Raw genomic sequence first — 25,295 nt, forward strand, 5'->3', positions numbered from 1 at the left:
TTCATTGAGGATGTATCGATCATCGCTAAAATTTTGTGAACCATACATATCCTGCCCTTAGAAAGATTCTTAAACAGTTTTTAAACTGTCGCGTGAGCATTGATTAACTCTAAATATTCCTCTCGAAAATATTGCAGTGTACTTAAAACTGGATTGGGTGCAGATTGACCCAAGCCACACAGACTGGTGTGTTTGACCATATCGCAGAGTTCTTCCAGCAACTCCAAATCCGCAGAGGTTGCTTTACGGTCACGAATTTTTGTCAGCAGTTGATGGAGTTGCACAGTGCCAACTCGGCAAGGAATGCATTTGCCGCACGATTCATCTCGGCAAAACTCCATAAAGTAATGCGCTACATCCACCATGCTGGTGTTCTGATCCATCACAATCATGCCGCCAGACCCCATCATGGAACCAAGTTGAGTCAGCGATTCATAGTCTACAGGCGTATCAAAGGCTGAGGCGGGAATGCAGCCGCCAGAGGGGCCACCGGTTTGCACCGCTTTCGCTGACCCGCCATCGGGTACACCTCCACCCATCACCTCCACAATTTGTCGCAATGATGTTCCCATCGGCACTTCAATGAGTCCCGTATTGCAAATTTTGCCTGCTAAGGCGAAAACTTTCGTGCCTTTACTTTTCTCAGTGCCAATGCTGGCAAACCAGTCGGCTCCGTTACGAAGAATGGGTGCAATGTTAGCAAAGGTTTCGACATTGTTGATCAGCGTTGGAAATCCCCACAAGCCGCGTTCTGCGGGATAGGGAGGACGCGGACTCGGCACGCCTCGTTTGCCCTCGATCGATGCCATCAAGGCTGTTTCTTCACCACAGACATAGGCTCCGGCCCCAATGCGAATATCAATGCGAAAGTCAAAGGGGGAATCAAAAATTTGACTCCCCAACAAGCCCAACCGCTGGGCTTGCCGAATTGCCAATTGTAAACGGCTAATCGCGAGGGGATATTCTGCTCGTACATAGATGTATCCCTGCGTGGCACCAATCGCGTAGGCAGCGATCGCCATGCCTTCCAGCACCCGATGAGGATCGCTTTCCAGCACACTGCGATCCATAAAGGCACCTGGATCGCCCTCGTCGGCATTGCAAACGACAAATTTACGTTCTGCAGTTGCCTTTGCCACCGTTGCCCATTTCAATCCGGTGGGATACCCCGCTCCACCCCGTCCTCGCAAACCACTGCGGGTCACTGCGTGAATGACTTCGGTTGGACTCATTTCACGCAAAACGTGACCAAGTGCCTGATAGCCACTTGCAGCGATGTAGGCTTCAATTCGTTCCGGATCAATTTTGCCGCTGTTTTCTAACACGATCGCCTGTTGCTGGGTAAAAAACGGCTGGGTGAGATTGCCTTTCTGGAGTGGCGTTAGTGTATTGACAGATGGTTTCGATTGAAGAGATGCTGCTATCGCAGAGGACTGATCGGGAGTGACTTTTTCATAAAGGATTCCAGGATTATCTGGCTCTACTAGATCATCTACTTGAACCAGCGGACCCTGGCAGCAAAGACGCAAACACCCTACACCAGAGACCTCTACGGTGTCTGCCAACCCTGCTTCTGTGACTGCCTTTTCCAACCCTTCTTTAATGGCTAGAGCATTGGAAGAGAGGCAACCCGCTGCGACACAACAGCGAATCCGCAACGCTTTTTGGGATTGGCGTTCCTTTTCAGCAATTTCCAGTAATTCAGATAAATCCATACTCCCTACTCCCCTTTTTCCAAGTACTCTTTCAAGCGATCGCACACCAACTCTGGCGTTTGATGACCACATACCGTACCGTCAAACACAACCGCAGGGGCAATCCCACAAGCACCCAGGCAGCGGGCGGTGGAGAGGGAGAGTTGATTGTCGGATGTGGTTTCACCCGAATGGATATGGGTCGATTGCTCAACCGCTGCCAGTAATGCTGCTGAACCTTTGACATAGCAGGCGGTTCCGGTACACACGACACAGCGATGCAACCCTTTCGGTGCCAGCGAAAACAGATGATAGAACGTTGCGACTCCATAGACCCTACTGGGCGGCAGTTTCAGGCTATGGGCAATGTAAAGTAACAGATCGGTTTCTAGATAGCCGAATAGTTCTTGTGCCTTATGCAGAATTTCAATCAGTGCGTCTTGCTGATACTGATGACGCTTGATTGTGGCATCAAGCATCTTAAAGCGCTTATCGCCACTGGGATGCTCTGGCACAGCGCCCCTAACATATTTGTTTTGCTGATTGATCACCATAAGGATGCGGGGGTTCTAGGATGCCATTGCGACTTGCTTTGCTTCAGCGCGATCGCCTGCGTTCTGATCTTGTCGATGAATCGTCAGTACAGAGCAGGGTGCATGATGCAGCACGTAATTGCTGACGCTGCCTAAGATCAGCTCATTCAAACCAGAACGACCGTGACGACCCAGCATGATTAAGTCCACGTCCAGTTCACAGGCCAGTTCACAGATGATTCGACCAGGGTTACCAAAACTTTGACGAAATGTTGCGTCTACGCCTGCGGTGGTGGCTGCATCAGTGAGCGATTGCAGCAGCTCCGATTCTCTGTCAGCATAGCTTTGCCAAAGCTCCTGATAGATCTCAACGATGCTTTTGCTGAGTTTGCTTGGATAAGCTTCATAGCCGATCAAGACCGGACTACTTGGACTCGCTTCATCCTCTGGTGACAGCACATTGAGCAGCACTAGGCTAGCTGGGATGGGTTTGGCAAGGATCAGTGCCTCATCAAAAACATGCTGCCCCAGTTCAGAGTGATCAATGGCAACTAGAATTTTGTGAAACATAGCGCTCCCTCTTCACAATTGCTCTACCTTAAAGTTAAAAGAAAAAAATGAGGAACTTGTGAGGCTATTCAACTCGACTTATTAAGAGAGGCTCACCCTCACAAGTTCCTCAACTTCTTTCTCTATGTTGAAGATGGGATGGTGCAGCGATCGCCTGTCTGTTCATTCTGCATCTAGAGGAGAGGAGAGGGTCATGCTAAAACCGATTCAGTATTCCTTAGATGTCATCCGGGAAGAGGCACGCCAGCTAGTCTGTAAGGGTGTCCTCGACCGGAGACAACCGATTTATGCGCTTTGCAAATACTTGCCAGCGCGGGAGTGGGGCGATATTGAACGCGAACTTGAAAGGAATGATTTCTTATTAAGAGATTCAATTCTGGATTTGCTTGGTCATGAAGACTGGTGTGAGGATTGATGCCATTGGGGTGAGGCGATGTGGAATCGACCCAGAACGATAAAACCCTATCCGGATGCTGTTGCTCCGTCTGGTGTTAGCTTTCATGTGCAAGCACTGACCAAGATTTACCGCATGGGTGACGTGGAGGTTCATGCACTACAGTCTGTTGACCTAGATCTGTACGAGGGCGAGTTTGTCGTCATTCTGGGACCATCTGGCAGTGGCAAATCAACGCTGCTCAACATTCTGGGTGGACTGGATACACCAACCAGTGGGCAGGTGTTTTTTCACGCTCGTGATCTCGCCCATGCCAATGATGACGAATTAACTCGTTTTCGCTGTGATTGTGTCGGCTTTATTTTCCAGTTCGAGTAGCGATTGCCCGTGCCATTGCCCCAATGAGACGGAAATGAAACGATGACCAGAAGGCAGGTTGTTCAAGATAGAGGTCCATTCCCAGAAACGGCGAGGGCATGGCTAGAACTCCCAAAGGGCAAAGGATTAATCTTAAAATTATCGCTTTGCGGCTGCCGCATTGTTCACGGCACCGAATGCCTATTGAGACTGGCGAACGACTAGCATGTTTCATATAAGGTGCTTGTTGGAAAGAACAAGATATGGACACAACAGTGACACTGCGGCTGGTAATTGCCCTGGCAATTGGGTTGATCATCGGCATGGAACGAGGTTGGGAGAGCCGCGAAAGCCCCGAAGGTCTTCGGAGTGCAGGCATTAGAAGTTTTGGGTTTGTTGGTCTTTTGGGAGGGATAGCAGCCCTGCTGACAGCACAACTTGGGGTAGGTATACTTGCCGTTGCCTTCCTGGGGCTTGCTCTGATTGTTGCGATATCCTATGGACTGATCACCCAACGAACTCAGGACTTTGGCATTACCACTGAACTGGCGCTGTTCATCACCTTCATGTTGGGAGCGTTGACAGGTAAAGGCTTGATTGCTGAGGCGGTGGCGATTGCAGTGGTGACGGCAGTTCTGCTGGGCTTTAAACAAGAATTGCACCAATCATTGAAGCACATCGATCGCCGTGAACTAATAGCCACCCTCCAACTGTTGCTGATTGCGGCAGTTGTGCTGCCTCTGTTGCCCGATCGCAACCTCGGACCCTGGTCTGCCCTGAATCCGCATGCAATTGGTTTGCTAGTGGCATTGATCGCAGGCATCTCCTACCTGGGATACTTTGCCATGCGTCTATGGGGTACCCGTGTCGGTATCTTGGCAACAGCCGTACTTGGGGCGCTGGTTTCGTCTACAGCCGTGACCGTTTCTTTCGGGCGAATCGCACGACGCGAGCAAAGAAATTTTGCCCTACTAGGAGCCGGGATTTCCCTGGCATCTGGAACGATGGCACTCCGCATTTTGATAGAAGTTTCCATCGTGAACCCATTGCTACTACCTTCGCTCGTACCGCCTGTTGCTTGTTTAGCCATGGTTCCACTCATTGCGGCTGGGGCGATCGCCATCCGAACAAGGGCGACTGAAGCATCAACCAAGGTTGAACTCAAAAATCCCATCGAACTAGCAACAGCCCTGGGATATGGTGCAGTTTTTACGATTTTATTTGTTCTAATTCGGGCAATGGAAGCCTGGTTTGGCAATGCTGGCATCTACGCTCTTTCTGCCATTTCTGGCGTGACCGATGTCGATGCCGTTAGTCTTTCCCTGGCTCAAGCAACCAAAGGAGATCTGCCTCTCCTGGTGGGTACTAATGGAATTTTGATTGCCGCGATGGTGAACACAATCGTAAAAGCCCTACTCGCCACAATCATTGGTGGCTGGGAACTGGCTCGATGGTGTGCACCAATTTTGCTGCTGGCATTGGGGTTGAGTCTAACAACAGCGTTTTTCACCAGTTTTTGAAGTGAACCCAGTCATCTCAGTTTCATTCTTCTAACCAAACAGATAGTCACTCTGGGCATTTACCTTCAATCCGTTGCAACCCATTCGTCAATGATGTACAGGATAAGAAAAAGATGATTAATAATCCATTGAACCCGGCAGCACAAACGCGTACTCGCCTTGTAATTATGGGAGCCGCGGGTCGTGATTTTCATAACTTCAATCTGGTTTATCGGGACAATCCTCAAACGGAGGTTGTGGCCTTTACCGCGACTCAAATTTCGGGGATTGCCGATCGCCGTTACCCTCCGATGCTGTCAGGGGCGCTCTATCCCAACGGCATTCCGATCGTGGATGAATCAGAGCTAGACACGCTTTGCAAAGAACAACGAATTGATCACGTGGTGTTCGCCTACAGCGACGTGCCCCACGCCCAGGTGATGCATCTGGCGTCCCGCGCCCTGGCAACCGGAGCCGACTTTAGCCTGCTGGGTCCCAATCGCACGATGCTGAAAGCTAAAGTGCCTGTGATTGCCGTTTCTGCTGTGCGAACGGGCTGCGGCAAATCTCAAACAACCCGTTGGCTAGCCAAACTATTACGGCAATGGGGCTTCCGGGTGGGCGTGATTCGCCATCCCATGCCTTACGGTGATTTGGAGCGACAGATTGCCCAAAGGTTTGCTGACCGGGCCGATTTAGCCGCCGCAGACTGCACGATCGAGGAGCGGGAAGAATACGAACCCCATCTTGAAGCAGGCACCATTGTTTACGCTGGAGTCGATTATGCAAAGGTGCTCAACCTGGCAGAGCAGGAATCTGACCTGATTTTGTGGGATGGGGGCAACAACGATTTCCCCTTTATTCGTCCGGATTTACATATTGTCCTGGTTGATCCCTTGCGTCCGGGACATGAAACGACGCATCATCCCGGTGAAGTCGTGCTGCGAATGGCAGACATTATCGTAGTAGCAAAGGTAGATTCAGCCGCCACTGCTGACATTCAGCGTGTGACCGAGGCAGCCCGATCGATAAATTCAACCGCTACGATTGTGCGGGCAACGTCTCCTATTCGGCTTGCCAATCCGGAGGCAGTGCGGGGTCGATCAGTGCTGGTGGTGGAAGATGGTCCCACAACGACCCACGGTGGGATGCCCTACGGAGCAGGGTATGTGGCTGCCACCCGTGCCCATGCCCTGGAGATTGTGAATCCACGTTCCTTTGCGGTGCCTGCGATCGCTGAGGTCTATGCGAAATATCCCCACCTGCACTCAATTTTGCCAGCGCTGGGTTACTCTGCCGAACAGCTAAAGGCGCTTCAGGAAACGATTAATCATACCCCCGCTGATGTGGTTGTTTCGGCGACACCCATCGATCTGGAATCGTTAATTAAGGTGAATAAGCCGATCGTGCGGGCTTACTATGAGTTTGCGGAAGCCAGTGAACCTGGACTGGCGGCACTGGTTGAAGAATTTCTCATGCGAGCTGGAATCAGCTGTGATGGGTACCCTGCCCAACCTGGGGCCTAATCGCAGTGGTAAGTATGGACGATCTGGGAGGTTTTCAATGCGGATTGTGGTAGCACTGGGGGGCAATGCCCTCCTGCGTCGGGGAGAACCGATGGCCGCTGAAAACCAGCAGGCAAATATCCGGCTGGCGGCTCAGGCGATAGCCATTCTGGCACAGGAACATGACTTAATCATCACCCACGGCAACGGTCCTCAGGTGGGATTGCTGGCGCTTCAGGCAGAAGCCTACAAGGGGGTGCAGCCCTATCCCCTGGATGTGTTGAATGCCGAAACCGAAGGGATGATCGGCTACCTAATTGAACAAGAGCTACACAATCAATTGCCCGATCGCTTGGTGGTTACGCTGTTAACCCAGGTGGAAGTCAATGCAAATGATCCGGCTTTTGCTCACTCGACCAAGCCGATCGGCTCCATTTACACCCAGGCTGAAGCAGAACAGCTTGCGGCAGAACGGGGATGGGCGATCGCTCCCGATGGCAATGCCTACCGTCGGGTAGTGCCTTCCCCAGAGCCGCAGCGGATTATTGAACTGGCTGCGATTCAACTCCTGGTTCAAGCAGGGGCACTAGTGATCTGTGTTGGGGGAGGTGGGATTCCAGTCGTGGTGACACCCACCGGTGGCATTCGAGGGGTGGAAGCGGTGATTGATAAAGATCTGTCAGCGGCACTGCTCGCTACATCACTAGGAGCGGAGGCACTGCTGTTACTCACTGATGTCGATGCGGTTTATACCCACTGGGGCACGACCGCCGCCCAGTCACTCCATCACGTCTCTCCAGCACAATTGCGTCGCTACTCATTTGCATCGGGTTCAATGGCTCCGAAAGTAGAGGCCGCCTGCCGCTTTGTGGAACAAACTGGTGGGATTGCGGGAATTGGTCGGATGGAGGACGCCACAGCTATTCTGGCAGGTCAGGCTGGAACACGAGTGCGGTGAGTCCCTTCCAACAAAGCCCCTCTTCTGAAGCCTCACTCAAGACGTTTCGTCAGTATGTTCAATTTAATTACACCCATTTGAATTGAAAAGGCGACACATCCTTTAGGGACAAGGCAATGCCTTGACTCTACCCAGCGATTGATCTGTAGCCGTCATGCTTTTAATTGGTATTACACCCATTTACTTATTCATTTGACGGCGACAACTGCTGTAAAGTTTTTTCCAATTCCTTCTGATAGCGCCCATATTCAGACCAGTTTCCTTGGCGCAATGCTTCTTGGGACTGACGATAGCTTTCGAGCGCCGATCGCACCAGGGCTGACGTTTTGCTACTGACGATCGCTGTCCCTTTCTGCCCAGCCTGTTCGCCGCCAAAAACAGCATTGAGCGCTTGTTCTAACGAATTTTCCATCACCACCGATTGATCGTAGGCGACAATCACTCGCTTGAGTTGGGGTAACTCGCCTTGTTCGGCACGCAGATAAATCGGTTCCACATACAGCAACGATTGGTCAATGGGAATCACCAGCAAATCGCCTCGGATCACCTTGGAGCCAGCCTGACTCCAGAGCGTAAACTGCTGCGAAATTTCCGGATCTTGGTCAATCCGTGCTTCAATCTGGCGAGGCCCGTAGACCAACATTTTTTTCGGAAATTCATAGAGCAACAGTTTGCCGTAGTCCTTGGTGTTCGATCGGGCTGCCATCCAGGCAATCATGTTGTCTTTATTCGATGGGGTAAAGGGCTGGATCAGCATAAATCCGGCTTTTTCTTCCCCCGGTAGGCGCATGATCACATAGTACGGCTCCATCACCACCTCACTGCCCTCGTAGGTTTGCCTGGGCAATTGCCAGAGGTCTTCCCGGTTGTAAAACAGTTCCGGGTCGCTCATGTGGTAGGTCTGGTACATCCGCGCCTGAATTTTGAACAGGTCTTCGGGATAGCGGAAATGGGCTTTGACAGCGGGCGGAATGGCATCCGTTGGTTCAAACAGGTGCGGAAAGATCTTGCGATAGGTCATCAGCACCGGATCGGTTTCATCTACCACGAAAAACCGCAGGGAACCATCGTAGGCATCCACCAGGACTTTCACCGAATTGCGGATGTAGTTGGTGTTGTCTCGCACGATCGCGGCACCGTTGCCTGCCTTGAGCACCTGATTATCCCCTTGCATCTGGGCAACAGGTTTGGCATAGGGGTAGCGATCGCTGACGGTGTACGCATCCAGCAACCATTGCACCTTGCCATCAATCACCACCAGATAGGGGTCATGGTCAAACTGTAGGAACGGAGCCACATGGTTGACTCGTTCCTGAATTTGGCGGTAATAGTGAATGTGAGACTGCTTGGTAAAGTAGTTGGAAATCAAAACCTGGATACTGCCCAGGTCATAGGCATAGGCGAGTCTGTGCCAAAGAGAAGGGATGGGGACACCACCCGTACCGTTGTAGCGAGTAAAGGCATTCGTATCGCCGGAGGGATAGTCAAATTCATCCGTTGAGGTGCCGGTAAAGATATAGTTTTTTGTCTCTTCACCGTAGTAAATAGCGGGTTGCTGAATCGGCAGATTGAGACTGGAGACAGGCGGAATATCTTTGATGTAGAGTTCTGGTAAACCATCCGAGGCAATCCGATTCACCGGACTCATGACCAAACCGTACCCGTGGGTGTATTTCAACCGCTGATTGACCCAGGTCTGGGCTTCCTGGGGCAGTTGAGCATAGGCTAATTCCCGCGCCGACAACATCACCTGCTGATAGTCGTTGTTCAAGGTGTAGCGATCGACATCTACATCTGTGAATTTGTAGTAGAGCCGTATTTCCTGAAGCTGCTTGTAGGTACTGAGTAGGGGGCGGTAGTCCCAGAGCCGAATGTTGCGAACGGTGGGCTGGTTAGCTTGTAGGGATTGACGGTTGAGTTTGGCGATCGCTGCATAGCGTTCTTTTTGCACATCATTGAGATGATAGGCCGCCTGGGTGAACTGGATATTGTGTTCAATGTAGGGCTTTTCTTTGGACAATTCATTGGGATTGACAATGAACTGTTGCATGAACCAGGGATAAATGCCGTTAAAAACAATAAACGTCACCACAAAGAGCATCAATCCTTGCAGCGGCAGGGTAAAACTACGGCGACGCAGCGACAGGAAAAACAGAAAGGCGACAGCAAGCGATATCACACCCATCACCAAACATGCCAATACTCTGGCATGGACATCGGTATAGCTAGCACCAAAGACGACCTTCCCAGAAGAGGCGAGCAGGCCATATCGATTTAACCAGAAGCCCCAGGCAACCAGGAGAAAGATCGCCCCTAACAGTAGGCTTAAATGAGCCTTGGCATGATCCATCACCTGAAGCCCTGACCGATCGCCCGGTACAATCATGCCCCTCAGCAGATAAACCGCTAAAGCCAGGGCGATCGCCACCAAAATCAGTCCCATCAGCCACAGGCGAATCCCTTCATAAAGTGGTAGTTGAAAGAGATAGAAACTAATGTCTTGGTGAAAGATGGGGTCTTGCTTGCCGAACGGTGTGGGATGTAAAGCTTTCAGCACGGTTTCCCAGGCTGACAGGCTGGAAGCTGCCGCTATCAGGGCAATGAACAGAATCAGCGCGATCGCAACCAGATTAAAAAAACGATCAACGCCCGCTTTCAGTGCCAACTCATTCGTTTGCAATACAGCCCACCCACGGGTGTGCGAGTTTCGCATTGCCAGCCGATAGTTACCCCAGAGAAAGGCGCTGTAGGCAACAAACGAAACACACCAAAGCAGCACCTGCCAGGTTAATCTTGTCCAGAAGACACTGGTAAGATCGATCGCATGAAACCACCAGGCTTCGGTCAATAGATGTACCAGAGTCTTGGAAAGGGCGATCGCTAAAATCAGAATGAGGACGATGGTTCCGAACGCCCTCTGACAGTATTTCATGCTAAACCTACTCCAGGGTTCCTTGAATCGTCATCATCGACCTCCATTTAATCAGGGTTCGTTTAATCAGGGTTATAGTGGCGATCGCACCAGAATCACTGACGATCAAAGCGCTCTAAAACGCTAACCGTAAACCTCACCTTTGGGCATCGTTGTGCCGGTTAGGCTGGTCTCGCTCATATCCACTGCATCCAAATTGGCTCCGCACAAGTTTGCCTCACATAGGTTGACATCACATAGATCGGCACCATGCAAATTTGCCTCACACAGATTTGCCTTCCACATCTTCGCTCCACACAGCCTGGCTCCAGTTAAATTGGCTCCAGTTAAATCGGCTTCAGCGAAGCAAGTCAAATGCAGGAGCGCATCACTTAAATCAGCCCTTACAAGCGATGCACCACTGAGATCGGCTTCAGTTAAATTGGCTGCCCTGAGCATGGTTTGACTCAGATTTGCACCGCTTAAGAACGCGCCAAACAAATTAGCTTGAGATAGATCCGCTCCAGCCAAGTTTGCCTCACTAAGATTTACGGTGCTTAAGATGGCGTTTGCCAGGTTTGCACCGTTTAGTTGAGATCTAGAAAAGTCTGCGCCGCCCAAAGACACTCCGCTAAGGTCAGTTCCGGTTAAAAGAGCACCGCTAAAGTCTCTTTCCCCAGCAGCATACCGTTTTAGCAGTTCACGAGCATCAATTGCGTGTATTTCAGTTTGGTTCACGGGCTGAGAGCGATTCATGATTCAGTTTCCTATGATGAGATTCGATCGCCTCTGATGACGGGATGTCTCGAAAGGTAATTTATGGTGTACGTTGCCTAAGCGCTCCTGATTTATAGCCATAGCCATGTTGGTTAGGACGGGGTGCAGGGGTGGGACCCCTGGCTGGGGGCAACGCCCCCACACCCCCTTTGATCCCATGTCCTAAACTATCTGGCGACAGCTACAGATGGGTTTATTCAGGATGAATTTTCCCAAAGCAGCCGTAACTCCCGAAGAACCTCAGCTTGAGATCTTAATACCAAATCCATTAGCAAAGGCTACAGATCTTGCCCTCACCCCAGCCCTTCTCCCAAAGGGAGAAGAGAGCCGGATTAAAGTCCCTCTCCTGTGGGAGCTACCGTGTACACACAAGTCGAGTCAGACTTCGTTTGACTTCTTTTCGCCCCCTTTTCTTGTATGCCCGAAGGGCTTTAAGCCCCCAAGTTTGGGGGACTTTAAGCGGTTTGATTCCCCCAAACTTGGGGGCTAGGGGGCGGTTCAGTAGCCGTTTGACTGGATTCAATGACTTGTGTGTACACCTTAGCCTGTGGGAGAGGGATTAGGGTGAGGGCGCATCTGTAGCGTTTATTTTGCGAGATTTGGTATAAAACAGTTTGACTGTCTTTGCTTTTTGGGCTTAACAGTTTGTTGCTGGTGCCTAGCTTTAACAGCAGCCATTGGACTCATCTCCTTCTTTAACCCTAGGGAGAAGTTTTGAGGATCTTGTGAAGACACCCCAACTCAATGGCAAATCTTCAAAGCTTTTGGTTACGGCAACTGGGATATTGGCGCACATTTCCTCAAACTCGTTTTAGTGATTGTGTTCCTTAGTGCCGTCATCGGCACAGGTGTAGGGGTTTGGTTGTGGTCTGAAGTGACAAAAATCTACACGGCATTTTACAAATTTCCGCTCTTGCGCTACGCGGTCATTAAATCCGATCGCCTTACCGCTGGATGGAGTGCTGCTGACCACCAAATTAGGTGAGCTTTTAGGCGTCGATCGGGGCGATAAGGGACTAGCACAAAAATAAACTACCAGTTTCGACTGCGCTCAACTTGCCGCCGTCGAAGGTTGAGCGTAGTCGAAACCTGGCTGATTGGTAGATTATGAGTCCGCAGATCCCTTAGTGCGTCGTCAGTGCGATCGCCTAGATTTAATTGCGGTGCTCAAAACGAGAGAGTGAGCCGAGGCTCTCACACTCAAGACCTCACACCCCAGACCTTACGCCCCAGACTGCCGAGGTTTTGAAAACCTCGGCAGTCTAAACCTGACCACAGATCTAGGTTAATTTGGACTGCAACCGCGCCACGAGCGACCGCGAAAACCCCACGCCCTGATCGCCCAGACGCTCCTGGATCTGGAGCGCCCGCCGTGCCAGATCCAGTGCCTCCGCATCGCGCCCCTCCGCCTCCAGCACCTGCGCCACCCCTGCCTGGGCGTCAGCCACCAGATCCTGCCGTGCCACTTCCTGGGCCAGGGCAAGTTCTCGCTCGTACCAGGGGCGGGCATCGTGGGGGCGATCGCGATTGAGGGCTAGCAAACCCAGGTTGCCGCAATATGCTGTCTGCATTTCTTTATTTCCTATCTTTTCGGCAATCGCCAGTGCCTGCTGATAGTAGGTCTCAGCCCGATCGTACTGCCGCTGCTGACGGGCAACTGTTCCCAGATCGTTGAGGGCGATCGCCTCATCTTCCTTTTCTCCTAACTCCCGGTACGCTGCCACTGCCTCCTGATAGCACCGCTCTGCCACTGCCCAGTCCCCGCGTTGTCTAGCAACCAGTCCCTGAAGCTGAATTGCGACGGCGCGATCGCGCCGATTGCCGCCCCGCTCCATCGCTGCCGCCATCTGTTTTGCCCAGGTTGCGGCGCGATCGGTCTCTGCCCGAAAGTAGTAAATCGAGGCAACATGGTACGCCCCCCACCCGGCATCGCTACCCTGTCCCAATGCCTGCCCTGCCTGGTAGCGCCATTCCCCCAGGCGAATCGCCTCGTCCCAGTAGCCCCGGAACAGGAGAAACTGGTAGAGTCCGCTTTCCAGGTCAATCAGCATCTGGGCGGCTTCTCGATCCTGGAGGGTGCCGGGGATGCCGGACAGATCCCACACGGTGTTGGCAATGCCCTCCAGGGTTTGCCACTCCGCCTCCAGCTTGTCGTAAGTTTTGTAGTTTTCAGAGCGACCGCCGTACTTGCGGGCATAGTCCACCCAGTAGCGCAAGGCTTTGCGCTGGGCTTTCGGGCTGAGTTGCACCTCTCCCGCTTGCGCCTTCAGCCCAACAAACTGTTGAAACGCTGTCCATGCGCCTTCCCTGCTAGCTCTCAATGCCGTCTCTACATAGGTGCGAGTCAGAGGATGAATGCCATAGGTTCCCCCTTCCATCTGACTGACCAGAGACAGGATCAGTAAGCGTGATAGAGATGCTTCGACCACTAGCCGGGTCAGTTCCGTCACCTCCGTCAGGGAAATCAGGGTTGCAGGGGTCTGAAACACCGTTAACACCGACAACACCGCCCGGTCATTGGGCTGCAAATCGCGCGCCACATCGGTAAAGAGAAAGCCATAGAGATCCTCAGAACCGGCTGCATCCCGCAATCGCTCCAGCGCGGCAGTCAGGGAGTAGCCCTTTTGTGCCACCAGTCCCAGCGTCCAGTCCAGTGCCAGGGGGTTGCCGCCTGCCAGATCATAGAGTTGCTGCTTGACTGCATCATTGGTGGCTTTCAGTTCCTGAGCTAAAGCAGGAGCCAAGCGTCCTTTGTCCTGCATCAACTGATAGGCTTCCGGCAGCGAAAGCTTATCCAACCGAATCGTCACGGCGCTTTCTCCGGTGCGGCGACGGCTGGTGATGATGGCTTTGCTGGCACCGGGCAACTTGCGCAGAAACTCGGCGATTTGGTCCCGTTCCTCAGCGGTGAGGGTTTCCAGATTGTCCCAGATCAGCAGCACCCGTCGTCCTCGCAGGGCATCCAGCAGGGCGCGGCGACGCTCGGTGGCCTCGGTGATTTTCACAATCTCGTCCTGCCCCAAGATCCGGGCAAACTCCCGACAAAAGGCATCCAGGGAGGAGAGCGCCAGGGTTTCCTGCCGCACGCCGTCTGGACTGAGCCAGGTGGTCTTGGCGGAGGCAAACAGGTAGGCATCAAACAGGGCATCCTTGCGGGCACAGTGCGCCACCTCCAGTGCCAGCGCCGTCTTGCCCATGCCGCCAATGCCATCAATGGCAACGCCCCAACCCCGCTCCTCCGGTGCCAGTGCTTCCAGGCATTGGGCCATCTCGGTTTTGCGCCCAACAAACACACTGCCATAGCGGGGCAAATTATCCGGTACGGTAGCATTGCCGCCCCCCTGCAACTGCGCTAACCGCGCCTTCAGGCTATCCACTTCCTGACGTTTCCCATCCAGTTGCACCTGTAAGTGGGCTGGAATCGTCAGATTGGTAAAGCCAGCGGCTTGGGTTTCTAAAACAGTCAGCACCATTTGAGCCGTGGTCAGCATTTGCTCTAATTCAGCCCGATCACTCATTGGCGTTCCCTTCCTGCAATCTTGCTTCCAATTCTGCCACCTGTTGCCGTTTTTCCTCTAGCTCAATGCGTAAATGGGCGGGCATTTGCAATTTGCCAAACCCAGCGGCTTGCTCCTCCAAAATTGCCAGGGAACGCCGCGCCATTGCCAGTGCTGGGGTCACCACCTCCTGATTTGTCATCACCCTGGGCAATGCCGAACTCTGCGGTTGACTAGGCAACCCCTTCCCTCCCCGCAACAACGCCACCGGGAAATCCTCCGTTGCCGTATCAAAAAACGGTGTTTGCTCTGCCTGACGCATTGTGCGGGCGCTCTCTGTCACCGTTTTGCCCAGGTGGGTCATGACGTTAGAGAGGTTGACTAGGCGATCTCCCGGTTGGTTCGCGGCTCCTTTCAGCGCCTCCAGCAGATGGTAGGTGTACAGGCTCAAGGTTTGATCGGGACGCACCCAGGAGCTTTGATTGCCCCGCGACGAGGTGAAGACTGCCCGTCCGTCTCCCTGCTTCAACGCATCCACTACCCCCTTGGGCAGCGCCGTTGGCAACCAGTCAGCAGGCAAGTCATCCTTGGCGCTTGCCATGCCCTCGGCATGACAACTATCGATAATCACCCACAACCGTTTGGCCGTCATCTGGCGTAACTTCTCGGTCAGCGTATCGGCAGCCAGGGCAGTTTGGGCAATGGACTGGCGATCGAAATCATGCTGGAGCAGGTAATAGGTATGGCTGGCAAGGTCAAACATCCCATGCCCGGAGTAGTAGAGCACGATGGTGGCGTCCGAGTCTGCGGCGGCTTTCCCTTGCAACCAGTCCAGTCCAGCCAAAATGGCGCTGCGGGTCGCGCCCTCATCATGCAATAACCGGATATGGTCGGGTGTGGAGGGATAAGCACAAAGGTTAGGGTCGATCAAAACCGCTTTCAGTGCCTGAGCATCTTTGACCGTCACCGGCAGTGACCAGCGAGCATCGACCGTTTTGCCCACGCCAATCAGCAACGCGTAACCATGGGTAAATTGTTCAGGCATTTGAGAGCAGTTCCAGCATGGCAATGGTTACATATTACCGAAACCGCAGAGCCTTGAGACTGACCGATCGCGATGATGGATTGCCCTGCAACTTTAAGGCACAGGTCTGCAATCCTGGTTGACTGACCGATCTTTTTTGTCGGTTGGGTTGAACCTAGTGAAACCCAACGCTGGTCTCTTGATCGGAAATGATTACCTGAAATAGCTAACACCAGGATTGCTCTCCGGGCGGATTGTGCAACAACTCCTGGATATTCGCTTCGATGACCCGGTAACCCACGTTGCCATTCAGCCGTTGCCGTCCCTCATTAAAAATCAGAGTAGGGCTGACAGACACCGTATGTTCTTTTACCAGGTCAAAATCTTTGGAGAGTTGGGCATAAGCCTCACCGCTATCGATCTGCTTCTGAATCATAGAAACTGGAAGTCCTAGCGCCTCTGCAATGGCAAATTGTACGTTGCGATCGGAGACATTTGCCAATTTGGTAAAAAATGCCTCCCGCAACGCCCAGGTTGCTTTTTCAAAACCCTTCTCTGAGGGTTGGATAATGCCTTTTACTTCCAGTAATTGAATCGCATGGAGAAACAAATGACAGGACATGGATGATGGGGGAACAATCTCCGTCCAAAGATCAGGATGAACGGTGATGTGATCAAACTTTTTTACAACTTCGTGAACATGGTCGCTATAACCTTTTAAGCCGCCCTTATCGCGCCAGCGATGCTCTAATTTTTCACGGGCATTACCAAAAACTGGAACGAAGTGATAGACGATCGCAATCTTGTCTCCAAAGGTTATTTGAAGCTCATTCAGGCGAATTTGCGCAATGTATGCCCAAACACAAAGGACATCAGAAAAGTAGGAGATATGAATAGGGTTCATTGGGTTTTGAGGAGAAGAAGGGAATCGCTGCCGTGATTACGATCGGAAAATCATATTTTAATTCAGCAATGCCAGAAGCTTGTCTTTACTGCTATCCACTCCTTATCCTGTCATCCTTCCGTTCTCAGAACCCGATAATACAACCATGATGGTTTGTCCATTTATCTAGGGAGGGTTTGGCGATCGCGTTGGCAAAGGCATTCGAGGAGCGCCTCGCGATGCCCTGGTTGCCGACTCGACTAATCCATGCGATCGCGTTCACTAGCCAAGCTGCGACAAGTTGGAACGATGCATCGTTGCATACAAATGGTGAGGTTGAAGGAAACACCGACGATCGCTATTACCTCTGTGGTTAGATTGGCAAAGCATTGGGGACGATTGCTTCAGGTTTTGTTTAAACGAGTTGGCTTCGTTGCGTGTGCAATTTCTTGCAGACACACTGCCCGCATATTCTTCCAGACCACATTGCGAATATGTGTTGGGTTGTTCACCACTGGAGGCGTTAGATGCGCAAGATCGCCTGTGCAGTGCTTTCCAGTGGCTGCAACAACCGGAATTGATAGGCTGACTGCCAGCAGTAATATCGCCGTATACATTAACTTTTTCATTGAAATTGAACCTCTCTTAACGTGCTATAAGTTCAACGCTGTACCAAAGCCACAGTCGGTCTTCTGCCTCTACAAAGCATATAGTTATAAAGCTATGTGTTTTGGAATTATCGAAATTGTCTATCCACATCTTGAAGGCTATCCAAACGCCTTCAAGGCTTATATCGCAGCAGTTTTTTAAGTGCAGGTTGTTGCTCTGGTTGTTGCTCTACAAGCGCTTGCGCCTTATCAAGCGGAACAACTGGCAATGGTAGGAGCATCCTTTTGGCAAGCGTTAAAAAGCGATTCCAACTACATTGAGAAGTCACAAAATATTACAGAGATACTTCACGTTCCCGCAATAGATTGCCATAGCTTCGTGCTTGCATCCATTGAAAAGAAACGAGATTAAGCAACAGCCCGATCGCAAATAACAGAACCATTAAAGCGATTTGGTGCCATGCGATCGGCTGTACCAGTGAATCAGCAATCACATGAGCTAAATTCATCACTGAATAGAAAATTGTTACCCCAAAGTGCAGCTTTCGATAGCGTTTTGAATCAGTGAAGAGCGTTGCAATTATTGCCATCATGGGGACTGTAAAAAAGCCCAACATGAGCCATAGAATCCAGGCAATAGACCCTCCTCCGTGGGCTTCCGAAATCGCCACGCTTTGGTTGTGGAACAGTGGCATCAAGCCAAGTTGGGTATGAAAGAGTGTGCCTAAGAGAAAGACTGCCCACAACGTAATAATTTTCTCTCGATGATTCACGGTCATAGTCGTTTGCTCCCTACCAGTTGTTGCGAGCCTTCCTGCTGCTTCCACACCGATCGCCCCGTGATCAGTTCCACCACATCCATGCCGTTACCAATCACACCGGGCACGCTGGGATAGCCTGCACTGGCTCCAACAAAGAAGAGATTGGGCAATTCGGTCGTATAGCCCAACCGATTCAGCCCTACCTGTTGCGGAATCAACTTGGCACCATAAATATTGCCTTGGGGTTGCCCCAGGTAATATTCACTGGTGGTTGGTGTACCGAAAACTTTCATGCGAATATAAGCATCCACGTCGGGAATTAAATCGCGAACACTGGTCATGATTTGTTGGTAGAATTCCCGCTTTTTGGCTTTGTAGGCTTTGAGATCGGTTTTGTGGAGCTGTTCAAATGGTTCATAGGGGCAGACGGTGGCAATCTCCAGAACGTGATGCCCTGGGGGAGCCATACCCGGTTCGTGGGATTTCATCGTGGGGCAAGAGAGAAAAATCCACGGATGACTGAGATCGCCCTGCAACTGTTTTTGATATTCCTGGTTGAGATTGCCCGTTGGATAGTACCAGAGATTCCAGTTGCCGATGCCATAGCGTTCAGGCTCAAAGCGACGATCTAAGCCCAGGTAAATGTTGAATGCGCTGGCTGAATATTGATAGTCGGTCAGGCGATGATGTTCACGCGGACTTAAGGCATCAGAGGGATGCATCAGACCCACGGTGAGCTTAGGATCGAGGTCGCTAATGTAGGCTTTTTTCGCGTGATAAAGATCGCCCTCGGCTGTGATGACATGTTGCACCTGGAGATCGCACACTTCAATCTGCTCCACTGGTGTTGAAAGCTGCACCACACCACCGCTGGCGGTAATTGCCTCCACAAGAGTGTCCACCAGATGTTTGAAGTGATGTTTGGGGTAGTATGCGCCTTCGGAATAGTCCCAAACGAGAGACGTGTGGGTCAGGAGGGCGATTTCATTGGGGGGTAGAGCATAATCACCGCTTTGCCCCGCCAACAGGTTTTGCAGCTTGGGTGAGAGTCCAACATGGTCATACAGATCTTGCAGTGTCCAATCTCGCTTGGAGAAAAGGTTCCAATACTTAGGTAGCTTCAACCAATCGAACCATTTTTGGTCGTACCAGTGAACGTCCTGTACCAAATGATGCATGCTTTGATGGAGTGCTCGAATCTCATCGCAGTAGCGATTGATGGCGACATGCTCTTCTGGGAACGTTGCCAGTAAGCGAGTACGCAAGGTTTCCCATCCCAGTGGAATTTTGAAGTCAACCTCAGGCGTAATCACGCGATCGATACAATCTGGATCAAGCGAGTTGAATGGAACATTACATTCAAGATAGTTGAGCAATTGATTGATCGTTTGACCAGAACCACATTGCGAAATGTAATGCACATCGGCACAAAAGCGATACTCGCCGTAATCGAAGGTGTGGCAGCAGCCACCGGGTAAATAGTGTTTTTCTAAAACGGCGACCTCATGACCCTGGCGAGCAAGACAGGCAGCGGCAGAAAGTCCGCCTAGCCCTGCGCCCAGAATGACATAATCAAAACTTTTCATTTTGTCTCCCATCGCGATCGGGTTTCGACGTTGCTAAATCAAGGGATGAATTTGAGGTGGGATGAACGGCATCTTTCCATACTTGCTGCTGTTCAGCACCACCCGCGTTTCTTTAGATTAGGTCAACAAATTGAGGAAGTTGTGAGGATAAATTGGCTAAATCCACTTTTACAAAGGGTTTATGGCTTTGCAGTCTCTAACCACGGTTCACCAAGAGTGCAGCGCCCGGAGTTGCGGTGTTTTCTTCAATTGATGCGCCTGCATCCGAGTCAAAACATCATCCAGAATCGTGACAGCTTCGGCAACAAAGGCACGTTTGTTGAGCATGACGCACTCAGCCCGCTCTGCCATTGCCGCATCCGTCATTTCTGCCCGCGAGGGAATGCCTTTTTTGACCAGACTCTCTAGCACCTGAGTCGCCCAAATCACGGGAATATGAGCGGCTTCGCAGAGCCAGAGAATTTCTTCCTGCATTTCGACCAACCGTTGATACCCAATCTCGATCGCCAAATCGCCTCTGTCAATCATCACCGCAAACGGTTGCTGAACCGCCGCTTGCACAATCAACTCTGGTAAATGATTCACAGCCTGAGGCGTTTCAATCTTCGCCATAATGGCAATCTGGCGGCGTTGATGCATCCGAGCGGCTAACTCCTGCTGGAGTTGTTTCATGTCCTCGGCAGATTGCACAAAGGAATAGCCCACAATATCGGCATGGATAGCGACAAAATCTAAATCCTGTCAATCCTTGTCCGTCAGTGGGCTGAGTTTCAAATCGGCATCACTCGCGCTTCCAATCGACCCAAAGAAGACAATCCGCAGGGCATTAAGGCCGCTTGTAAAGGGCGTAAATCCTGTCGTCGGAGCGCCAGGTAATAGGCAAGATTGAGACCACTGAGAAACTCATGGCGCTGGATCTGCGATGTTGCTCCGCAACGCTGACGCGATCGCCACTAGTCAAAAATATCCTGCCCTTCCTGAACGATCACCTGCCGCAGTTGTTGTAGGGTATTTAACAACGTACAAGGATAGAGAGATCGGACGTGGAGTAGTCAAACATCGCGCCTGCTTGAGGCTGTTCTAGAGTAGAAATCACCCACCATTTGGGAGACCAAACGTCTTTTACAGCGGTTCTCAATCGATTAAGCCACAAGTCTTTGGCTTTGATCATTGGTCATTGGTCAACTACAAGTGACGAATGACCAATGACGCTTAATTGATCTGTGGTGCACCCAACTGAAAACGGCTGTAACTGAAGGCGGGATCGATAATCCTTTGCAGGATGGGCACACCATGGACTGTCAGGACAAACGGCTGTTTGTCCCAAACGATACTGACTCCTCTGAGGCTAACTGTAGGTCAAGAATCTGAGGGACTTGTGAAGAAAACAAAGCTCACAATTTCCTCAGATTTATCGTCTACCCTCAAAGCAACGGTATTCGGAGGAGCAACGATGAAAACTGGAGAGCTTGCCCAATTCATACGTTTTTTGCAGGATGATTTGATGATTCCTGATGCCGGTCTTCAGCTTGCTTTACGGCATCCTGAGCAAAGTCCTAGCTTGTTGCCCATGATCCTTTGGCAGTATGGGCTGGTGACCCTAGCGCAGTTAAATCAGATTTTTGATTGGCTGGAACAGGCATTTCAGGTAGAACTGCGATGAACACACAAAAACGACTGGGGATTCTTACGAGTGGTGGCGACTGCCCTGGACTCAATGCCGTGATTCGAGCCGTGGTGAGCCATGCCACCCTTTCCTATGATTGGCAGGTCTTAGGGATTCCGTATGCCACTCAAGGGCTGCTGGAACGTCAGGTGATTCCGCTCCACATGCATAGTTTCGATCTACGCGGCATTGATCCACTCCTCAGCATGGGTGGAACGATCTTAGGCACCATCAACAAAGGAAATACCCTGGCTTGTATGGATGAAATCATTGCTAGCTATCAGGCATTGAAACTAGATGCATTGATTGGCATTGGCGGTGATGGCAGTATCGCCATTTTGAATCAATTGGCATTCCAGGGTCATTGGCAGTTCATTGCCATTCCAAAAACAATTGATCATGATGTGGCGCTCACAGAGCGATCGATCGGCTTCGATACGGCGGTGAATACCATTACCGATGCGCTGAATCGGCTGACGTTTACAGCGTCGAGTCACGATCGCGTGATGGTGGTAGAAGTCATGGGGCGCGAGGCGGGGCATCTGGCGTTGCACTCTGGCATTGCAGGTGGAGCCGATGTGATTTTGATTCCCGAAATCCCCTATTCTATTCAAGAGTTGTGTAGCCATTTAGCCGAACTGCGCAATCGCTGGCAACGTAAATTTGCGATCGTGGTCGTGGCAGAAGGCATTCATCCTGCCCATGACGCAACCTGTCAACCCAATCAGAAGCCATCCTGCGGTAGAGGGCAATATATTGCGGATTGTATTGCCAAAGTCAGCGACTATCCGATCGATACAAAAGTTTCTGTTTTAGGACATATTCAGCGAGGCGGTATTCCTTTGGCGCTCGATCGCTTGACGGCTGCTGCTTTTGGTAGAGCTGCGGTTGATCTGATTGCAAAAGGTCAATTCAATCAAATGGTGGCTTGGCAGAATGGACAGGTGGTTGCTGTTCCAATTAACCAGGTTTGCGATCACAGCCCGCTCGCAGTTGCCCCCTGTAGCGAGTTAGTCCAAACAGCACGCGCACTAGGCATTTATGTGGGTCAGTAAAATCCTTTAGATTACAGCAATTTAAAATCTATTCATGCTTCTTTAGTCTGTGAGGGCTTCACAAATTCCTCATCTTTGGATGAGATGCTTGTGACAACCAGGTAGCGAACACGATATCAGCCATCTCGCTAAAGAAGTGATTACAAATAGGTGCGAAAACTTTTATGAGAGACTGTCCTTGCTGTGGTTATCCGATGGTGCGCTGTTTTCGCCATCATCAAACTGCTTTTTTCTGCCGCCATTGCTGGCAAGAGATGCCAGATTTAATGCCACAGAATACCAGCGCCTTGCTAAAACAGCGATCGCTTGAGCGGTTATTCAACACCGGCTGCTCAAAATTGCCTGTTAACTTCCTGGTAGAGCAAATATTTTAAGAGCCTATCCAAAAACGACGCTTACTTTCAGCATGACTGCATCCTCTCTTGCGATCAATCACTGAGTAAGTCTAGGTTTTCAACCCTCTGGAAGGCATCTTCTGCTTTCATTCCTTGTTCGATAGCGATTTGCAGCAGCGCCACAATGGATGCACGCCTCCCGTTGTCACTAGGAGTATGAGGAGTATGGGCGAGCAGGATTAGGAAAGGGAGAAATCTTTCGCAAATTGTTGTCGTGTGAGGGGTTGTCTCAAGATCAGCCCTTCGCCACCCAAGGGATGTTTTTCATTCAAAAATTGTCCTTCAACTGAGAGATATACGTTTGCGGTTGGATCAAGACTAGTGACGGTGTAGAGGATCTGAGCCACTCGATAAATCATTGAGCTACTACCGCCGCCCTGACTAAATTCACGGGACAGGTTAACGTAGATCCCTTCTGGAGCCATGCGCAAACTCAGTAAGCGAGTGCCTACTGGAATGGCACTACTGCGATCGCCTCCCGTGGGATTGGCAAGAAGATTGATGATTCCTTCCATGAGTGCCTGCTCAGAAGACACCGCTGCATTGAGTGCAATCCGGTGAGGCACCAGGCTAATCCGTTGTCCATCGACCTTCAACCAATAACTTTCTGGTTGCAGATCCCTGGTTTGGGGTCTGTTCAAAGATGCTGATGGCTTTGTGAGTTGAGGACTCACTGCTGCTTGCGATTGTGAAGGAGCTGGCTGTGGATGTGAAGCCGCAGGCATTTTATCTGTTCTTGTTGGAGCAGCTTGCTGATTTGAAGCGGTTGGCGTTGATGCTTGCCAAGTCCACCAAACGCCTCCTCCTGCCGCTATTAACAGGAGCAGCTCAACACCAACGATCGCGCTTCGGTGAGTTGAATAAGCATCATGGGTTTTCATAGACAACTCCTGTTAAGCTGCAGCAGTTCTCAAACGGCTATAAACAATCTTCAATCTTCGCAATCTTCTTCAGGTAGACGACGTGAATTTTAGTGAGCAACTGCTGAACCCATCTCCTCGGCTGCGCGCTCATGCATCGTTTCTTGCAGGTGTTCATCATGTTGACGTTGCTGCACAACCGTTTCCCGTGCTTTTTGTTGTGCTGTTAGATCGATTTTGGTCACATTCCGATGGGATAATTCAGCTTTGGGAAGTGTCAGTGTCAGCACGCCATCTTTAAATTCAGATTGAACCTGGTCATGTTTGACAGAGACTGGCAGGGGCACTGTGCGTTGAAACTGACCATACTGCAATTCCGAACGGAAGTAGCCCTTCTCTTCGGTGCATTTCTCTTCCCGATGTTCTCCGGTAATGGAAACGGCGTTTTCGCTGACCTGAACATCCAGCTCTTTCGCTTCAATGCCAGGTACTACGGCTTTCAAAATCACGTCTTTGTCCGTTTCTTTGAGTTCGATCGCTGGTGCCCAGAGTGCGTTCTCAAGTTGGGGAAATTGATCGAACTCGCGATCACTATGTATCATTTCATCAAACAGGTGATTCATCTGGCGACGCAGCGTGTCCAGTTCTTTAAGGGGTTGCCAACGAATGAGCGACATACTGTTTTCCTCCCTGAATGCTTGTAAGGTTGTAAATTGATCAGGGCAACCTGTTTGCCCACACTCATACGGTAGACAAACAATTTGAGGAACTTGTGAGGGATTAAAAGGGGTTGAGCCGACATAACCCTAAAAAGTGCAAGATGACGCCACAAGTCTTTCTACATCGGGCTTCTGGATCAAGTCTCAGACAAGGAAAACAGTGTTGATTCTTTACGACAGAATCAGGTTTCCAGCCCACTCGGTACGATCGCATTGTCTGGTAGCGATCGCGGGTCAGGTGTCGCTTGCAACAGACAATGTAATCGAGTGGTGAGACAGTGAGACTAAAGCTTGAGGCGACATGACATGGACAATCTTCAAGACGTTTTGACCCTTGCCGCTACCGTAGTGGAATATTTTCTCTTTGCTTACGTGGCTGTCGCCTTTCTGGTCTACTCGCTGAAGTCACCCAGCGTTGTGAAACCGTTGCGTGTGGTCTCTGTTCCCCAGAAGACCTGGGAGCGATCGCTTAGCCCAACGGCATCGTTTGCAAGCATGGCTAGTTAGCGCTGAGCTGGGCGACACACTAATAGCGCGACATGAGCCTGAATGAAACGATCGTATGAGTCGAAAGCCGCTCATCTTTCTGCCCGTCAGGTCATGTTTTTGCGATCGGCAGTTCGTCCCATTGCGTGGTGTATCGTTGCGAGGGATAGCCGAGTCGTGTCTGCCAGTCTTGCTTGAGCCCCACAGCGCCATATTTAATGGCTCCAGATCCCAACTGGCGATTGATCTGGTCGAATGGCTACATGAGTTGCTGACTCTTAGCTGAGGATGGCTCATCAAAGAGGCTCGTTTGAACCAACGCTGCTTCCACGAGTTCTGGTGCCACGATCGCCGCTTTGTAGTAAGCAAACCCTGGTTTAAAGATAGCTGTCGGTGCTTTCAGTGCAGGAGGCAGTAATACCAATTCCTCAAGGTTAGGCTACAGATGGTATAAAGTAGCTATGGCGTTCAAGCAGCAGCTATGGCAGGCGTTTACAAGCTCGCTATCACCGAAACGGAAACAGACCTCAAGCACCGGCTCAGAAGCCAGAAGACCG

General features: G+C 51.0%; 28 protein-coding genes and 1 pseudogene. 12 read left to right on the top strand and 17 right to left on the bottom strand.

Annotated elements, in window-relative coordinates; genetic code table 11:
- Positions 1–80: 80 nt before the first annotated feature.
- The 3 genes from C7B82_RS01690 to C7B82_RS01700 are packed head-to-tail and all read right to left on the bottom strand — an operon-like array spanning position 81 to position 2,797.
- A complete protein-coding gene (locus C7B82_RS01690) occupies positions 81–1,715 on the bottom strand; it encodes a NuoF family protein (protein WP_106254584.1) in 1,635 nt (544 codons plus the stop codon).
- 5 nt (positions 1,716–1,720) lie between these two features.
- Positions 1,721–2,248, bottom strand: a complete 528-nt coding sequence (gene hoxE, locus C7B82_RS01695; RefSeq protein WP_106254585.1) for a bidirectional hydrogenase complex protein HoxE — start codon at positions 2,246–2,248, stop codon at positions 1,721–1,723.
- A 15-nt stretch (positions 2,249–2,263) separates the two neighbouring features.
- On the bottom strand, positions 2,264–2,797 hold the full coding sequence (locus C7B82_RS01700) for a universal stress protein (RefSeq protein ID WP_106254586.1): 534 nt from the start codon (positions 2,795–2,797) through the stop codon (positions 2,264–2,266).
- Positions 2,798–2,990: 193 nt separating this feature from the next.
- Here C7B82_RS01700 and C7B82_RS01705 point away from each other — a divergent pair, with 193 nt between their 5' ends.
- Together C7B82_RS01705 and C7B82_RS34095 are read left to right on the top strand one after the other, a co-directional pair.
- Positions 2,991–3,212 (top strand): DUF4327 family protein, encoded by a 222-nt coding sequence (locus C7B82_RS01705; RefSeq protein ID WP_106254606.1) that lies wholly within the window; start codon positions 2,991–2,993, stop codon positions 3,210–3,212.
- 18 nt (positions 3,213–3,230) lie between these two features.
- Positions 3,231–3,569 (top strand): ATP-binding cassette domain-containing protein, encoded by a 339-nt coding sequence (locus C7B82_RS34095; protein ID WP_106254587.1) that lies wholly within the window; start codon positions 3,231–3,233, stop codon positions 3,567–3,569.
- On the opposite strand, the gene C7B82_RS34925 is transcribed toward C7B82_RS34095, so the two are convergent.
- Complete coding sequence (locus tag C7B82_RS34925; protein WP_422632143.1) at positions 3,550–3,927, bottom strand: DUF4058 family protein; 378 nt, start codon at positions 3,925–3,927, stop codon at positions 3,550–3,552. The genes C7B82_RS34095 and C7B82_RS34925 overlap by 20 nt on opposite strands.
- On the opposite strand from C7B82_RS34925, the gene C7B82_RS01720 reads away from it, so the two are divergent.
- From C7B82_RS01720 to arcC, 3 genes are all read left to right on the top strand, one after another.
- Positions 3,812–5,068: an MgtC/SapB family protein gene (locus C7B82_RS01720; protein WP_106254589.1), complete on the top strand. Its 1,257-nt coding sequence runs from the start codon at positions 3,812–3,814 to the stop codon at positions 5,066–5,068. The genes C7B82_RS34925 and C7B82_RS01720 overlap by 116 nt on opposite strands.
- Positions 5,069–5,181: 113 nt before the next feature.
- Positions 5,182–6,573, top strand: a complete 1,392-nt coding sequence (locus C7B82_RS01725; protein ID WP_106254590.1) for a cyclic 2,3-diphosphoglycerate synthase — start codon at positions 5,182–5,184, stop codon at positions 6,571–6,573.
- A 37-nt stretch (positions 6,574–6,610) separates the two neighbouring features.
- Entirely contained in the window at positions 6,611–7,510 is a 900-nt protein-coding gene (arcC, locus tag C7B82_RS01730) for a carbamate kinase (protein WP_106254607.1), read from the top strand.
- Positions 7,511–7,694: 184 nt separating this feature from the next.
- Here the strand turns inward: arcC and C7B82_RS01735 are convergent, their stop codons facing one another.
- Positions 7,695–10,442, bottom strand: coding sequence for a UPF0182 family membrane protein (locus C7B82_RS01735; protein ID WP_106254591.1), 2,748 nt, complete (start codon positions 10,440–10,442; stop codon positions 7,695–7,697).
- A 123-nt stretch (positions 10,443–10,565) separates the two neighbouring features.
- Positions 10,566–11,177: a pentapeptide repeat-containing protein gene (locus C7B82_RS01740; RefSeq protein WP_219903901.1), complete on the bottom strand. Its 612-nt coding sequence runs from the start codon at positions 11,175–11,177 to the stop codon at positions 10,566–10,568.
- 772 nt (positions 11,178–11,949) lie between these two features.
- Between C7B82_RS01740 and C7B82_RS31260 the strand changes: the two genes are divergently transcribed.
- Positions 11,950–12,183, top strand: coding sequence for an FtsX-like permease family protein (locus tag C7B82_RS31260; RefSeq protein ID WP_146141022.1), 234 nt, complete (start codon positions 11,950–11,952; stop codon positions 12,181–12,183).
- A 295-nt stretch (positions 12,184–12,478) separates the two neighbouring features.
- On the opposite strand, the gene C7B82_RS01750 is transcribed toward C7B82_RS31260, so the two are convergent.
- The 3 genes from C7B82_RS01750 to C7B82_RS01760 form a co-directional block, all read right to left on the bottom strand.
- The gene (locus C7B82_RS01750) at positions 12,479–14,716 is read right to left on the bottom strand and encodes a tetratricopeptide repeat protein (protein ID WP_106254593.1); all 2,238 of its coding nucleotides are present in this window, start codon (positions 14,714–14,716) and stop codon (positions 12,479–12,481) included.
- A complete protein-coding gene (locus C7B82_RS01755) occupies positions 14,709–15,740 on the bottom strand; it encodes a caspase family protein (RefSeq protein WP_106254594.1) in 1,032 nt (343 codons plus the stop codon). The genes C7B82_RS01750 and C7B82_RS01755 overlap by 8 nt, the downstream gene beginning before the upstream one ends.
- A 205-nt stretch (positions 15,741–15,945) precedes the next feature.
- The gene (locus C7B82_RS01760) at positions 15,946–16,623 is read right to left on the bottom strand and encodes a DsbA family oxidoreductase (RefSeq protein WP_106254595.1); all 678 of its coding nucleotides are present in this window, start codon (positions 16,621–16,623) and stop codon (positions 15,946–15,948) included.
- Between the two features lie 218 nt (positions 16,624–16,841).
- Here C7B82_RS01760 and C7B82_RS31845 point away from each other — a divergent pair, with 218 nt between their 5' ends.
- Positions 16,842–16,979: a hypothetical protein gene (locus C7B82_RS31845; protein ID WP_219903903.1), complete on the top strand. Its 138-nt coding sequence runs from the start codon at positions 16,842–16,844 to the stop codon at positions 16,977–16,979.
- A 27-nt stretch (positions 16,980–17,006) separates the two neighbouring features.
- Here the strand turns inward: C7B82_RS31845 and C7B82_RS01770 are convergent, their stop codons facing one another.
- From C7B82_RS01770 to C7B82_RS01785, 4 genes and pseudogenes are all read right to left on the bottom strand, one after another.
- On the bottom strand, positions 17,007–17,231 hold the full coding sequence (locus C7B82_RS01770) for a hypothetical protein (protein ID WP_146141023.1): 225 nt from the start codon (positions 17,229–17,231) through the stop codon (positions 17,007–17,009).
- 314 nt (positions 17,232–17,545) lie between these two features.
- A complete protein-coding gene (locus C7B82_RS01775) occupies positions 17,546–17,989 on the bottom strand; it encodes a hypothetical protein (protein WP_106254598.1) in 444 nt (147 codons plus the stop codon).
- Positions 17,986–19,557, bottom strand: a complete 1,572-nt coding sequence (locus tag C7B82_RS01780) for a phytoene desaturase family protein (RefSeq protein WP_106254599.1) — start codon at positions 19,555–19,557, stop codon at positions 17,986–17,988. Before C7B82_RS01780 ends, C7B82_RS01775 begins: the two co-directional genes overlap by 4 nt.
- A 207-nt stretch (positions 19,558–19,764) precedes the next feature.
- Positions 19,765–20,286, bottom strand: a pseudogene (locus C7B82_RS01785) (pyruvate kinase); the annotation flags it as partial.
- 724 nt (positions 20,287–21,010) lie between these two features.
- Between C7B82_RS01785 and C7B82_RS01790 the strand changes: the two are divergent.
- From C7B82_RS01790 to C7B82_RS34100, 3 genes are all read left to right on the top strand, one after another.
- A complete protein-coding gene (locus C7B82_RS01790) occupies positions 21,011–21,220 on the top strand; it encodes a DUF2949 domain-containing protein (protein ID WP_106254600.1) in 210 nt (69 codons plus the stop codon).
- Complete coding sequence (locus C7B82_RS01795) at positions 21,217–22,278, top strand: ATP-dependent 6-phosphofructokinase (RefSeq protein ID WP_106254601.1); 1,062 nt, start codon at positions 21,217–21,219, stop codon at positions 22,276–22,278. The genes C7B82_RS01790 and C7B82_RS01795 overlap by 4 nt, the downstream gene beginning before the upstream one ends.
- Before the next feature lie 178 nt (positions 22,279–22,456).
- Positions 22,457–22,588 carry a hypothetical protein gene (locus C7B82_RS34100; RefSeq protein ID WP_281258904.1) on the top strand — a complete coding sequence of 44 codons (132 nt, stop codon included), beginning with the start codon at positions 22,457–22,459 and terminating at the stop codon, positions 22,586–22,588.
- Positions 22,589–22,852: 264 nt separating this feature from the next.
- On the opposite strand, the gene C7B82_RS01800 is transcribed toward C7B82_RS34100, so the two are convergent.
- The gene (locus C7B82_RS01800; RefSeq protein ID WP_219903905.1) at positions 22,853–23,314 is read right to left on the bottom strand and encodes a GerMN domain-containing protein; all 462 of its coding nucleotides are present in this window, start codon (positions 23,312–23,314) and stop codon (positions 22,853–22,855) included.
- Between the two features lie 62 nt (positions 23,315–23,376).
- On the opposite strand from C7B82_RS01800, the gene C7B82_RS32925 reads away from it, so the two are divergent.
- Positions 23,377–23,556 (top strand): hypothetical protein, encoded by a 180-nt coding sequence (locus C7B82_RS32925; protein WP_219903907.1) that lies wholly within the window; start codon positions 23,377–23,379, stop codon positions 23,554–23,556.
- A gap of 87 nt (positions 23,557–23,643) precedes the next feature.
- On the opposite strand, the gene C7B82_RS01805 is transcribed toward C7B82_RS32925, so the two are convergent.
- The gene (locus tag C7B82_RS01805; RefSeq protein WP_106254603.1) at positions 23,644–24,210 is read right to left on the bottom strand and encodes an Hsp20/alpha crystallin family protein; all 567 of its coding nucleotides are present in this window, start codon (positions 24,208–24,210) and stop codon (positions 23,644–23,646) included.
- Positions 24,211–24,558: 348 nt separating this feature from the next.
- On the opposite strand from C7B82_RS01805, the gene C7B82_RS01810 reads away from it, so the two are divergent.
- Complete coding sequence (locus C7B82_RS01810) at positions 24,559–24,759, top strand: hypothetical protein (RefSeq protein ID WP_106254604.1); 201 nt, start codon at positions 24,559–24,561, stop codon at positions 24,757–24,759.
- Positions 24,760–24,850: 91 nt separating this feature from the next.
- Here C7B82_RS01810 and C7B82_RS34930 read toward each other — a convergent pair whose 3' ends face one another.
- Positions 24,851–24,943, bottom strand: coding sequence for a DUF4113 domain-containing protein (locus C7B82_RS34930; RefSeq protein WP_422632144.1), 93 nt, complete (start codon positions 24,941–24,943; stop codon positions 24,851–24,853).
- A 54-nt stretch (positions 24,944–24,997) separates the two neighbouring features.
- Positions 24,998–25,162, bottom strand: a complete 165-nt coding sequence (locus tag C7B82_RS31850) for a hypothetical protein (protein WP_181357308.1) — start codon at positions 25,160–25,162, stop codon at positions 24,998–25,000.
- Positions 25,163–25,295: the final 133 nt, after the last annotated feature.

Source organism: Stenomitos frigidus ULC18, assembly GCF_003003795.1.
GTDB lineage: Bacteria > Cyanobacteriota > Cyanobacteriia > Leptolyngbyales > Leptolyngbyaceae > Stenomitos > Stenomitos frigidus_A.